Annotated in this window: 12 protein-coding genes; 7 read left to right on the forward strand and 5 right to left on the reverse strand. The window is 67.7% G+C overall.

Features of this window, described 5'->3' with window-relative positions; all coding sequences use genetic code 11:
* Positions 1-47 precede the first annotated feature (47 nt).
* A complete protein-coding gene (locus CFB52_RS02360; protein ID WP_059640129.1) occupies positions 48-599 on the forward strand; it encodes a cysteine hydrolase family protein in 552 nt (183 codons plus the stop codon).
* On the forward strand, positions 596-1,219 hold the full coding sequence (locus CFB52_RS02365) for an HAD family hydrolase (RefSeq protein ID WP_099316029.1): 624 nt from the start codon (positions 596-598) through the stop codon (positions 1,217-1,219). Before CFB52_RS02360 ends, CFB52_RS02365 begins: the two co-directional genes overlap by 4 nt.
* Before the next feature lie 132 nt (positions 1,220-1,351).
* On the opposite strand, the gene ettA is transcribed toward CFB52_RS02365, so the two are convergent.
* The 3 genes from ettA to gcvA all read right to left on the reverse strand — a co-directional run bounded on the left by ettA (position 1,352) and on the right by gcvA (position 4,516).
* On the reverse strand, positions 1,352-3,019 hold the full coding sequence (gene ettA, locus CFB52_RS02370; RefSeq protein ID WP_006494122.1) for an energy-dependent translational throttle protein EttA: 1,668 nt from the start codon (positions 3,017-3,019) through the stop codon (positions 1,352-1,354).
* A 171-nt stretch (positions 3,020-3,190) separates the two neighbouring features.
* Positions 3,191-3,499 carry a DUF3761 domain-containing protein gene (locus CFB52_RS02375; protein ID WP_099316030.1) on the reverse strand — a complete coding sequence of 103 codons (309 nt, stop codon included), beginning with the start codon at positions 3,497-3,499 and terminating at the stop codon, positions 3,191-3,193.
* Positions 3,500-3,598: 99 nt separating this feature from the next.
* The gene (gene gcvA, locus CFB52_RS02380) at positions 3,599-4,516 is read right to left on the reverse strand and encodes a transcriptional regulator GcvA (RefSeq protein ID WP_060315393.1); all 918 of its coding nucleotides are present in this window, start codon (positions 4,514-4,516) and stop codon (positions 3,599-3,601) included.
* Between the two features lie 193 nt (positions 4,517-4,709).
* Between gcvA and CFB52_RS02385 the strand changes: the two genes are divergently transcribed.
* The 3 genes from CFB52_RS02385 to gabP all read left to right on the forward strand — a co-directional run bounded on the left by CFB52_RS02385 (position 4,710) and on the right by gabP (position 8,168).
* Positions 4,710-5,975 (forward strand): MFS transporter, encoded by a 1,266-nt coding sequence (locus tag CFB52_RS02385; protein WP_099316031.1) that lies wholly within the window; start codon positions 4,710-4,712, stop codon positions 5,973-5,975.
* Between the two features lie 81 nt (positions 5,976-6,056).
* Positions 6,057-6,401, forward strand: coding sequence for an MmcQ/YjbR family DNA-binding protein (locus tag CFB52_RS02390; RefSeq protein WP_059577066.1), 345 nt, complete (start codon positions 6,057-6,059; stop codon positions 6,399-6,401).
* A gap of 375 nt (positions 6,402-6,776) precedes the next feature.
* Positions 6,777-8,168, forward strand: a complete 1,392-nt coding sequence (gene gabP / locus CFB52_RS02400) for a GABA permease (protein WP_059577062.1) — start codon at positions 6,777-6,779, stop codon at positions 8,166-8,168.
* A 280-nt stretch (positions 8,169-8,448) separates the two neighbouring features.
* Here gabP and CFB52_RS02405 read toward each other — a convergent pair whose 3' ends face one another.
* Positions 8,449-8,874 (reverse strand): lysozyme inhibitor LprI family protein, encoded by a 426-nt coding sequence (locus CFB52_RS02405; RefSeq protein WP_099316032.1) that lies wholly within the window; start codon positions 8,872-8,874, stop codon positions 8,449-8,451.
* Positions 8,875-8,981: 107 nt separating this feature from the next.
* The gene (gene ychF / locus CFB52_RS02410) at positions 8,982-10,076 is read right to left on the reverse strand and encodes a redox-regulated ATPase YchF (protein WP_006482062.1); all 1,095 of its coding nucleotides are present in this window, start codon (positions 10,074-10,076) and stop codon (positions 8,982-8,984) included.
* 247 nt (positions 10,077-10,323) lie between these two features.
* On the opposite strand from ychF, the gene CFB52_RS02415 reads away from it, so the two are divergent.
* Both CFB52_RS02415 and CFB52_RS02420 read left to right on the forward strand, forming a co-directional pair.
* Entirely contained in the window at positions 10,324-11,502 is a 1,179-nt protein-coding gene (locus CFB52_RS02415) for a UbiH/UbiF family hydroxylase (protein WP_099316033.1), read from the forward strand.
* A gap of 90 nt (positions 11,503-11,592) precedes the next feature.
* Positions 11,593-12,321, forward strand: coding sequence for a DsbC family protein (locus tag CFB52_RS02420; protein WP_060315379.1), 729 nt, complete (start codon positions 11,593-11,595; stop codon positions 12,319-12,321).
* Positions 12,322-12,425 lie beyond the last annotated feature (104 nt).

Consider the following 12,425-nt stretch of genomic DNA (forward strand, 5'->3'; position numbering starts at 1 on the left):
TCGGCAACGATCGAGCGACGGCCGGACGATAACAGCGAGGGCAGGCAATGGCGGACACCGCGGTGATCGTAATCGACATGCAGCGCGGGCTGGTGGAGCGGGCGCAGCCCGCGTACCGGCTCGACGACGTGGTGTCGGGCATCAACCGGTTGACGGCGGCGGCGCGTGCGGCGAACGCGCCGGTGTGCTTCGTGCAGCACGACGGCGACGCGGACGACGACATCGTGCCCGGCACGCCGGGCTGGGAACTGCATGCGGGGCTGGTCGTCGGTCGAGCCGACTGGCGCGTGCGCAAGCAGGCGAGCGATGCGTTTCACGATACGCCGCTCGCGGCGCAGCTCGATCGCCACGGCATCCGTTCGGTGCTGATCTGCGGCTATGCGACCGAGTTCTGCGTCGATTCCGCCGCGCGCCGTGCCGCGCTGCTCGGCTACCGGACGACCGTCGTGTCCGACCTGCACACGACGAACGAGCGCGCCCATCTGTCGGCGGCGCAGATCGTCGCGCACCACCACTTCATCTGGAACAACAATTCGCTGTCGGGCAACGCGGTGACGCCGCGACCGCTCGCGGACGTGCTCGCCACGGAGTTCGCATGACGATCAAGGCAGTGGTGTTCGATTTCGGCGGCGTGCTGATCGACTGGAGCCCCGAGTACCTTTACCGTGAGCTGATTCCCGACGATGCCGAGCGCCGCTGGTTCCTCACGCACGTGTGCGCGATGGACTGGGTGGTCCGCCAGGACGGCGGGCAGACGATCGAGGAAGGCACGGCCGAACTCGTCGCGAAGTTTCCGGAGCACGAGGCGCTGATCCGCGCGTTCTACGCGCGCTGGCACGAGATGATCGGCGGCGTGCTGGAGGAGGGCGCGGCGCTCGTCGACCGGCTGGACGCGCAGCGGATGCCGCTGTTCGGGCTGACCAACTGGTCCGCGCAGACGTTTCCGTATGCCTGGGACAACTTCCCGGTGCTGCGCCGGTTCAAGGACATCGTCGTGTCGGGCCGCGTGAAGCTCGTGAAACCCGATCCGGCGATCTACCGCGAGATGCAGGCACGGATCGAGCCGCACCTGCCCGGCATCGCGCCGCACGAGCTCGTGTTCATCGACGACAACGCGCACAACGCGGCGGCCGCGACGGCGCTCGGCTGGCATGCCATTCATCACACGAGCGCGGCGGCGACCGAGGCGCGGCTGCGCGAACTGGGCGCGCTCGCGTAAGCGTCGGGGCGAGCGCCGGGCGGATAAAGAAAGCGGGCCATGAGCCCGCTTCTTCGTTGTGCCGTGCCGGTTGCGGCCCGCTTCGGCGCCGGCCCCGCGTGAGCGCGGCGCCGGTTGCCTGGGCCGCGCCGCTCAGCGGCTGATCGGCTTGTAGCGCAGACGCTTCGGCTTCGCGGCTTCCTCGCCGAGGCGCGCACGCTTGTCGGCTTCGTACTCCTGGTAGTTGCCGTCGAAGAACGTGACCTGCGAATCGCCTTCGAACGCGAGGATGTGCGTCGCGATCCGGTCGAGGAACCAGCGATCGTGCGAGATCACCATCACCGAACCCGCGAATTCGAGCAGCGCGTCTTCCAGCGCGCGCAGCGTTTCGACGTCGAGGTCGTTCGACGGTTCGTCCAGCAGCAGCACGTTGCCGCCCGAGATCAGCGTCTTCGCGAGATGCAGGCGGCCGCGCTCGCCGCCGGACAGGTTGCCGACGATCTTCTGCTGGTCGCCGCCCTTGAAGTTGAAGCGGCCGATGTACGCACGCGACGGCGTTTCGTACTTGCCGACCGTCAGCACGTCGGCGCCGCCCGAGATTTCCTCGAACACCGTCTTCGACCCGTCGAGCGCGTCGCGGCTCTGGTCGACGTACGCGAGCTTCACCGTCGGGCCCATCACGACTTCGCCCGAATCCGGCTGTTCCTTGCCGGTCAGCATCTTGAACAGCGTCGACTTGCCGGCGCCGTTCGGCCCGATGATGCCGACGATCGCGCCGGCCGGAATCTTGAAGCTCAGGTTGTCGATCAGCAGGCGGTCGCCGAACGACTTGCTGACGTTCTTGAACTCGATCACTTCATTGCCGAGGCGTTCGCCGGCCGGAATGAAGATTTCCTGCGTTTCGTTGCGCTTCTGGTATTCCTGGCTGCTCAGTTCCTCGAAGCGGGCGATACGCGCCTTCGACTTCGCCTGACGGCCCTTCGGGTTCTGGCGCACCCACTCCAGTTCCTTCTTGATCGCCTTCTGGCGTGCCGATTCCGACGCTTCTTCCTGCTTCAGGCGCTCTTCCTTCTGGTCGAGCCAGCTGCTGTAGTTGCCCTTCCACGGAATGCCGTGGCCGCGGTCGAGTTCGAGAATCCATTCGGCCGCGTTGTCGAGGAAGTAGCGATCGTGCGTGACCGCGACGACGGTGCCCGGGAAGCGCACCAGGAACTGCTCGAGCCAGTCGACCGATTCGGCGTCGAGGTGGTTGGTCGGTTCGTCGAGCAGCAGCATGTCGGGCTTTTCGAGCAGCAGCTTGCACAGCGCGACGCGGCGCTTTTCACCGCCGGACAGGTGCTCGATCTTCGCGTCCCACGGCGGCAGGCGCAGCGCGTCGGCCGCCACTTCGAGCTGCTGCTCGGGGCTGCCGCCGTCGCTCGACGCGAGGATCGCCTCGTACTTCGCCTGCTCGGCCGCGAGCGCGTCGAAGTCGGCGTCCGGTTCGGCGTAGGCCGCGTAGATTTCTTCCAGCTTCTTGTTGGCCTGGAACAGGTCGCCGAGGCCTTCCTCGACGGCTTCGCGCACGGTCTTCGTCGGATCGAGCTGCGGTTCCTGCGGCAGGTAGCCGATGTTCAGGTTCGGCATCGGCGTGGCTTCGCCCTCGATGTCCTTGTCGACGCCCGCCATGATGCGGATCAGCGTCGACTTGCCCGAGCCGTTCAGGCCGAGCACGCCGATCTTCGCGCCGGGAAAGAACGACAGCGAGATGTCCTTCAGGATCTGGCGCTTGGGCGGCACGATCTTGCCGACCCGGTTCATCGTGAAAACGTATTGGGCCATTTCGGTGTGAAAGTCAGAAGTGGTTGAGACGGCCGCGCAGCGCGCGCGGGCGTGGCGGCGTCGGGTGATTCGGTACGGAGCGTGCCGCGCGGGGCGCGGCGGTGCGAGCGCGTATTGTACTTCGCCGCCGGCTGCCGCTGGCACGGCGCAGGCCATTCGGCCGACCCGCGCTCACAGCCACGCGGCGACGCCGCCGTGCCCCGAGCACGTGCCGCGCCGGTGGCGGCTGAAGCTGTACGTGCCGTCGCGGCAGCGCGCGCTCGCGCCGTCCGGCACGCGGCCCGATTTCGAATGCGCGGGCGCATGCACGGTTTCGCCGTCGCGGTTGCGATACGTGTCGTGACGGTCGAGATCGGCTTCGTTGCCGTAGCCGGGCGACGCGCGATAGGCATGCGCGGGAAGCGGTAACGCGGCGCCCGCGATGAACAGCGCGGCGGACAGGGTCGCGACGTGTGTCGCGCGGCGGAGCAGGGCACGCATGGTCTCTCTCGTTCGGTTCGTTGTTATCGATGTCGGGCGATGTCGGGCCGACCGCCCGCGCCGCATGTTAGCGGATCGGCGCCGTGTATCCGCGCGACGCTACGCCGCGCCGGACATCGACGCCGCGCCGTCGGCCTGCGCGGCATCGAGAATCCACCGGCGGAACGCCGCAACCTTCGGCCGTTCCGCATGATGCGGCGGATAGACGAGGTAGTACGCGAAATCGTCGAGCCATGCGGTATCGGCAAGCTGCACGAGCCGGCCGCTCGCGAGCTCGCCGCGCACCATCGCGGCCGGCAGCAGCCCGGCGCCCTGGCCCGCGACGATCGCCTGCAGCAGCAGGCCCGAATCGTCGAACGCGGGGCCGCGTGGCGGCCCGAAATCGTCGATCCGCTGCGCGCCGAACCAGATGTGCCAGCCCTTGCGTTCGGCGTCGTGCAACTGCGGCCAGCCGACGAGCGCGGCCGGCGTCGCCGGCATGCCGAGCCGCGCGACGAGTTCGGGCGACGCGAGCGCGACGATTTCCACCGTCAGCAGCCGTTCGCTGCACAGCCCGATGTAACGCCCGAGGCCGTGACGGATCGCGACGTCGACGCCGTCGCGCGCGAAATCCGCGAGGGCGTGGCTCGTGACGACCTGCAGGTCGACGTCCGGGCACGCCTGCCGGAACTGCGCGAGGCGCGGGACGAGCCATGCGGACGCGAAGAACGGCGTGACGCTCACCGTCAGCACGCCGCTGTCGGCGGCGCCCGACACGCGCTGCGACGCATCGGCGATCTGCCGGAACGCGTTGCGCACGGGCGGCAGGTAGTCGCGGCCGGCGGCCGTCAGCAGGATCCCGCGGTTCACGCGCTCGAACAGTTGCACGCCGAGATGCGTCTCGAGCACGCGGATCATCTGGCTCACCGCGCCCGGCGTGACCGACAGCTCCTCGGCCGCCGACTTCACCGACAGGTGGCGGGCCGCGGCTTCGAAGGCGCGCAGTGCGTTGAGCGGCGGCAGGCGGGAACGATTCATTCAGTTTTTCTAAATCGAAAGGTCGACGAAATATCGTTTGAGGCGGCGCGTACGCGCGAGTACCGTTGATGCGTCTGATCGCTTGTTTTGCGGCTGCCTGCCGGCAGCCGATGCGGTCAACATAGTTCAACTATATCCATGGGGCAACACGGCTGCCGCGCGGCGGCCGGTCGAACCTGAGAGGAGCATCGTCATGAACCGCCCGGGCGCGTCGCGCCTTTTCTATGGCTGGTACGTGGTGGCGGCCGCGTTCGCCATCACGTTCGTCGGATTCGGCAGCGCGTATACGTTCAGCGCATTCGTCGAGTCGTTGCAGCGGGATTTCGCCGCGTCGCGCGGCCAGATCTCGCTCGTGTTCTCGCTCGCCGGCTTCCTGTACTTCGGCTTCGGCATCGTCAGCGGGCCGCTGGCCGATCGTTTCGGCTCGCGGCGGCTCGCCGTCGCCGGGATGCTGCTGACCGGCGCGGGGCTCGCGGCCGCCGGCGCGGCGCATACGCTGCTGCAAGTCTATGTCGCGTACGGGCTCGGTGTCGGGTTCGGCGTGGGCAGCGCGTACGTGCCGGCCGTCGGTGCGGTGCAGCGCTGGTTCGTGCGCCGGCGCGGGTTCGCGTCGGGGCTCGCGGTCGCCGGGATCGGCGTCGGCACGCTGGTGATGCCGCCGCTCGCGTCCGCGCTGATCGCGCAGGTCGGCTGGCGCGGCGCGTACTTCACGCTGGCCGCGCTCGTGATCGTCCTGGGAGCCGGCATGTCGCTGCTGATCGAGAACGATCCGCGCAGGCGGGGATTGCTGCCGGACGGCGACGCACCCGGCGGCGGCAGTCGGGATGCCGCTGCTGCGTCGACCGGTGCGAACGTGCATGCCGGCGCGACGGTCCGCGAAGCCGTCACGTCGCGGCCGTTCGCGAGCCTGTATGCGGCCTGCCTCGTCTGCTCGTTCGGCGTGTTCGTCCCGTTCGTTCACCTCGTGCCGTACGCGCTCGATCATGGCGTCGCGCCGTCGACGGCCGTGCTGCTGCTCGGCGCGATTGGCGTGGGCAGCACGGCCGGCCGCTTCTTCCTCGGCGGCCTCGCCGATCGCTTCGGCCGCCGCGCATCGCTGCTCGCGATGTTCGCCGGCATGGCCGTCGCGCTCGTCGCATGGGCGGGCGCCGGCACCGTCGCGACGCTGGCCGCGTTCGCACTCGTGTTCGGCGTGTTCTACGGCGGCTGGGTCGCCGTGCTGCCGGCCGTCGTGATGGACTATTTCGGCGGGCGCAACGTGAGCGCGATCATCGGCATTCTGTACACGAGCGTCGCGTTCGGCACGCTGATCGGGCCGGCCGCCGCCGGCTTCATCTACGACGCGGGCGGCGGCTATCTCGTGCCGATCCTCGCGAGCGCCGCCGCGAATGCGATTGCGTTCGCGATCGTCGCGACCACCGGGCGTGCGCCGGCCGCCGCGCGTGCGACCGGCGCATAGCGCCGCGCGGCTGGGCGTGTCGCGCGGTTTCCGGTAGGGTAGCCGGACCGTCAACCATCGGCGTACGGTCGGGGAGGCATCGTGACATTCGACGAAGTCCGGCAGATCGCACTGGCATGGCGCGGCGTCGAGGAAGGCACGTCGTACGGCACGCCCGCGCTCAAGGTGAAGGGCAAGCTGCTCGCGCGGCTGCGCGAGGACGGCGACACGCTCGTCGTGAAGGGCGTGGGCCCCGACGAGCGTGCATGGCTGATCGAGTCGGCGCCCGACGTGTACTACGTGACCGATCACTATGTCGGCTGGCCGATCGTGCTGGTGCGCCTGTCGGCCGCGCGCCCCGACGCCGTGAAAAAACTGCTTCTGCGAGAATGGCTCGCGATCGTGCCGGCGAAGTGGCGGGACGAAGCTGCCCGCGACGCGAACTGAATGGCGCGCCCCGCGCTCGAGCCGGCGCCGGAACCAATCAAACCTTGCATCGGTGCGTATCGATGCAATGAGTGGTTCCATCGAAATTCCTCAATTGGTTCTTAGTGAAGAACCGTTTGGTGCTTACACTCCTTCGCTTCGAAGGCGGCTGACGACAGCCGACGGAACGGGCGTACGCGATGCGCCGGCGCTTGGCGCGCCGCATCGCACCCGCAGCTTCGCAGACTGCGCGGACGACCCCACCGGAGCGGCCCCATCCGGCCCATGCCCGCGTGCGACGCACGCGCGGCCGCGGCCGGACCCAAGAACGACAACTCCCCGCGCCGCCTTCACGCGACACCGGTCGTACCGGAACCGTTTTTTGGAGAGAGACAGATGAGTGGAAGCAACACGGGCCTCGGCACGGGCCTGAAGCAGCGTCACGTAACGATGATGTCGATTGCCGGCGTGATCGGCGCGGGCTTGTTCGTCGGCTCCGGGCACGCGATCGCGGAAGCCGGGCCGGCATCGATACTCGCGTATGCGATCGCGGGCGTGCTGGTCGTGCTGGTGATGCGCATGCTCGGCGAGATGGCCGTCGCGCATCCGGACAGCGGGTCGTTCTCGACCTATGCCGATCGCGCGATCGGCCACTGGGCCGGCTTCACGATCGGCTGGCTGTACTGGTGGTTCTGGGTGCTGGTGATCCCGATCGAGGCGACCGCCGCCGCGACCATCCTCAATGCGTGGTTCCCGGACATCGCGACGTGGATTTTCGCGCTCGGCATCACGCTGCTGCTCACCGTCACCAATCTCTTTTCCGTCAAGAACTACGGCGAATTCGAATTCTGGTTCGCGCTGATCAAGGTCGTCGCGATCATCGTGTTCCTGTGCATCGGCGGCGCGGCGATCGTCGGCATCATTCCGGCACCGGCCGTGTCGGGCGTGTCGAACCTGTTCGTGCATGACGGCTTCATGCCGCACGGCGCGAGCGCGGTGCTGGCGGCGATGCTGACGACGATGTTCTCGTTCCTCGGCACCGAGATCGTGACGATCGCGGCCGCCGAATCGGACAACCCGCAACGCCAGATCGTGCGTGCGACGAATTCGGTCATCTGGCGTATCACGCTGTTCTATCTCGGCTCGATCCTCGTCGTCGCGGCCATCGTGCCGTGGAACGACCCGCTGCTGCCGAAGCACGGCTCGTATCAGCGCGCGATGGAACTGATCGGCGTCCCGAACGCGAAGGCGATCATCGACGTGATCGTGCTCGTATCGGTCGCGAGCTGCCTGAATTCGGCGCTGTACACGGCGTCGCGGATGCTGTTCTCGCTGTCCCGGCGCAAGGACGCGCCCGCGTTCCTGCATCGCACCGATTCGACCGGCACGCCGCGTGCGGCCGTGCTCGCGTCGACCGCGTTCGGTTTCCTGACCGTGATCGCGAACTACCTGATGCCGGAGCAGGTGTTCGGGTTCCTGCTCGCGACGTCGGGCGCGATCGCGCTACTCGTGTATCTCGTGATCGCGGTCTCGCAACTGCGGATGCGCAAGACGCTCGAATCGGGCGGCGCCGATCTGACGCTGCGGATGTGGCTGTTCCCGTGGCTCACGTGGGCCGTGATCCTGTTCATCTGCGGCACGCTGACCGTGATGTTCGTCAGCGAGGATCATCGGATGGAAGTGGGCGCGACGGCCGTGCTGGCGTTGCTCGTGCTGCTTGCGTCGTGGTTGAACAAGCGGGGGCGCGATGCGCGGGCGGGTGAAGGGCGGCGCGTGTCGGCGACGTGATGGCGTGACGTGATGGCGGGCGGAAAGCCCGCGCCGTGAAACATGGCCCGATCGGTGTTTGCCGGTCGGGCCGTTTTTATTCCGCGATTGGCAGGATGTCGTCGCGGGATCAACGATCGGGCAGCGATACTGAAGCGCGCCGGATCAAATCCGATTCGTCGCGCCCGTCGCGGTAATCGAAGCGGCCGACGGGCTATGCTCTGCGTCGGCCGGTATCGAAGCGCGGCTGCTGTGCCGGTGCGCAGTAGCGAGCACGTTCGCGTGTGTTCGCATCTTTGCATCAGGATGGGGCCGGATCTCGCGTCGAGGACAGTGTCTTCGTAATCTTCTTCGTCGATGCCGTCGCACAGATCGCTACCGCCGCAGGAAGCATGGATCCTCCACCCCATTCCTTGCGTGCGGACCTTTCGCATGAGGCGTCTCGCGCCTTCTTCCATTTTGAGATCCGCGCCTCGAGCGACGTTTTGCGCTCCGGGTGCGCGCGGACCTTTTTGTCGATAACGTGTTGCAGTTCGCGTTCCGCAACGATCTGATCGCGCCAGGCGCAGAAATTCATGCCGGTTTGGCTCGAAGCGCAGTGGTTCAACAGCGCGGTGACTTCACTGGCCGGCAAACCGCTGCGCGCGGATATCTCGTCGGCCGGTGTCGGGTCGGCGAGTGCGGCAGCCGAAACCACCATGAGCACCCATAGGCAGTGCTTCGTCATCGTGGCCTGCTAGCGGAATGATGCTGGGAGCATAAAGCGGAAAACCCCTTGCGGCACCATGGCCGCAAGGGGTTTTCCGTGAATTGCCGTACGCCTGGGAGATTCGCTCAAACGTTGAACAGGAAGTTCATCACATCCCCGTCGTGCACGACATATTCCTTCCCTTCCGCGCGCATCTTGCCGGCTTCCTTCGCGCCTTGCTCGCCCTTGTACGTGACGAAGTCGTCGAACGCGATCGTCTGCGCGCGGATGAAGCCGCGCTCGAAGTCGGTGTGGATCACGCCGGCCGCCTGCGGAGCGGTGTCGCCGATGTGGATCGTCCACGCGCGCACTTCCTTCACGCCCGCCGTGAAGTAGGTCTGCAGGCCCAGCAGCTTGAAGCCCGCGCGGATCACACGGTCGAGGCCCGGCTCTTCCATGCCCATGTCGGCGAGGAATGCCTCCTTGTCCGCGTCGTCGAGATCGGCGATTTCCGCCTCGATCGCCGCGCACACGGCGACCACCGGCGCATTTTCGCTTTCCGCGTACTTGCGCACCGCCTCGAGGTGCGGATTGTTCTCGAAGCCGTCGTCCTTCACGTTCGCGACATACATCGCCGGCTTCGCGGTGATCAGGCAGAACGGCTTGATCAGCGCCTGTTCGTCGTCCGACAGCGCGAGGCCGCGCACGGCCTTGCCCTGGTCGAGTTGCGCACGCACCTTCTCGAGCACCGCGACGAGCTTCGCCGCTTCCTTGTCGTTGCCCGACTTCGCCGCCTTCGAATAGCGCGTGAGCGCCTTCTCGATGGTGCCGAGGTCGGCGAGCGCGAGTTCGGTGTTGATCACTTCGATGTCGTCGATCGGGCTGACCTTGCCGGCGACGTGAATGACGTTCTCGTCCTCGAAGCAGCGCACGACGTGCGTGATCGCGTCGGTTTCGCGGATGTTCGCGAGGAACTGGTTGCCGAGGCCTTCACCCTTGCTCGCGCCCGCGACGAGGCCCGCGATGTCGACGAACTCGACGACGGCCGGTACGACACGCTCCGGCTTGACGATTTCGGAGAGCGCCTTCAGGCGCGTATCCGGCACTTCGACGATGCCGACGTTCGGCTCGATCGTGCAGAACGGGTAGTTCTCGGCGGCGATGCCGGCCTTGGTCAGCGCATTGAACAGGGTGGACTTGCCGACGTTGGGCAAGCCGACGATGCCGCATTTGAGACTCATGGAATCCTTCGGACGGGTGAGGCGGCGCGGCCGGACAGGGCACGGCGGCGCGGGAAAAAAGGGCGGCCGGCGCGTGGCGCGCGGCAGGCCGACGGTCAAAGACGCTATTGTACCGTGCCGGCGCCCCGGATTCCGGGCTGGCGCCGAACGGCCGATGCGGCGCGCCGCCGCGCCCGCGCACCGCGCCTGCGATTCTGCTGATTTCCCGCAAAGTCCGGCCGCGTAAGGGTTTGGCCCCGCGGCTATAATGCCCGCCATGACTGCCCACCACACCTTCGACGTCGCCGTGGTCGGCGGCGGGCTCGTCGGCAAGACGGCCGCGCTCGCGCTGACCCAGTCCGGCTACAAGACAGCCTTGCTCGCCCAGCCGGCCACGCCGCGCCCCGCCGATCTCGCGTTCGACACGCGCGTCTACGCGCTGTCGTCCAGTTCACAGGCGTTGCTCGAGCGGCTGCGGGTGTGGCAGGCGCTCGACCCCGGCCGGCTCGCGCCGGTCTACGACATGCGCGTGTATGGCGACGCGCATGCCGAGCTGCATTTCTCCGCCTACCAGGCGTCCGTGCCGCAGCTCGCATGGATCGCCGAGTCGTCGCTGGTCGAGGCGTCGCTCGACGCCGCGCTGCGGTTCCAGCCGAACCTCACGTGGTTCGAGGCGCGCGCGCAGGGTTTCGACGTGCGCGACGACGCGGCCGTGCTCACGCTGTCGTCGGGGCAGGTGCTCGAGGCCGATCTCGTCGTCGGCGCCGACGGCGCGCATTCGTGGGTGCGCTCCCAAATGGGGGCCAGGGTGGAGCGGCGCGACTACCGGCAGACGGGCGTCGTCGCGAACTTCAAGGCGTCGCGGCCGCACCGCGAGACGGCCTGGCAGTGGTTCCACGAAGGTGAGATCGTCGCGCTGCTGCCGCTGCCGGACGGCCACGTGTCGCTCGTGTGGTCCGCGCACACCGCGCATGCGGATGAATTGCTGGCGCTCGATCCGGCGCAACTCGCGGCCGAGGTCGAGCGCGTGTCGCACGGCCAGCTCGGCACGCTCGAATGCGTGACGCCGGCCGCCGGCTTCCCGCTGGCGCTGCAGACGGTCGACAAGCTGATCGCGCCGCGCGTCGCGCTGGTCGGCGATGCCGCGCACCTGATCCACCCGCTCGCGGGGCAGGGGATGAACCTCGGCCTGCGCGACGTCGCCGCGCTCGCCGACGCGATCGCGGGCAAGGAAAGCTTCCGGAATCTCGGCGATACGGTGCTGCTGCGCCGCTACGAGCGTTCGCGCCGCGAGGACATCCGCGCGCTGATGGTCGCCACCGACGGCCTGCAGCGGCTGTTCGCGGTGCCCGGCTCGCTCGCGAAGGCGGTGCGCAATGCGGGCATGGCGTTCGTCGGCGCGCAGCCGCTCGTGAAGCGCTGGCTCGTGTCGGCCGCGCTCGGCTGATCGAACCTTCTGCCGCTGCACGGGTCGGAGACGGTTCCATAACGGCGTACACTGTGCCGAGCACTCCGATTGAGCTGAAGGAAGATTTCGATGAACAAAAAGATCCGCATCGCATCGCTGGCGCTGGCCGTCGCGATGGCGACGCTGGGCTGCACCGCGCAGGCCGACCAGACCACCGACAAGCTGAAGGCCACGCTGCAAGCCCGTCTCGGCAACGACGCGCCGATCAAGAGTGTGTCGAAATCGCCGGTTGCAGGGCTTTACGAAGTGAACCTCGGCTCGCAGATCATCTATAGCGACGCGGCGGGTGACTACGTGCTGCTCGGCGATCTCGTCGACGCCAAGACGCACAAGAACCTGACCGACGCCCGCCTGTCCGAAATCAACAAGATCGATTTCGCGAGCCTGCCGTTCGCGAATGCGATCAAGGTCGTCAAGGGCAACGGCGCCCGCAAGATCGCGGTGTTCTCCGATCCGAACTGCCCGTACTGCAAGAAGCTCGAGACGACGCTGCAGTCGGTCGACAACGTGACCGTCTACACGTTCCTGTACCCGGTGCTGTCGCCGGATTCGACCGCGAAGTCGAAGGCGATCTGGTGCGCGACCGACCGTGCGAAGACGTGGGCGAGCTGGATGCTCGACCACCGCGCGCCGTCCGGCCCCGGTACCTGCGATACCAGCGCGCTCGACAAGAACCTCGCGCTGGGCCGCGGGATGAACGTCACGGGCACGCCGACGATCTTCCTGCCGGACGGCCGCCGCCTGCCGGGCGCGGTATCGGCCGACCAGCTCAACCAGGCGCTCGCCTCGAGCAAGTAACCGACTGCACGCCGGGCGCATGGCCCGGCCAGCGAGGGGCGCCCGCACGATCTGCCGGCGCCTCTCTTCGTTTTCGCCGCCGTATTCGACCGACCGATTGCCAC

The sequence above is a fragment of the Burkholderia sp. AU18528 genome (assembly GCF_002223215.2).
GTDB lineage: Bacteria > Pseudomonadota > Gammaproteobacteria > Burkholderiales > Burkholderiaceae > Burkholderia > Burkholderia semiarida.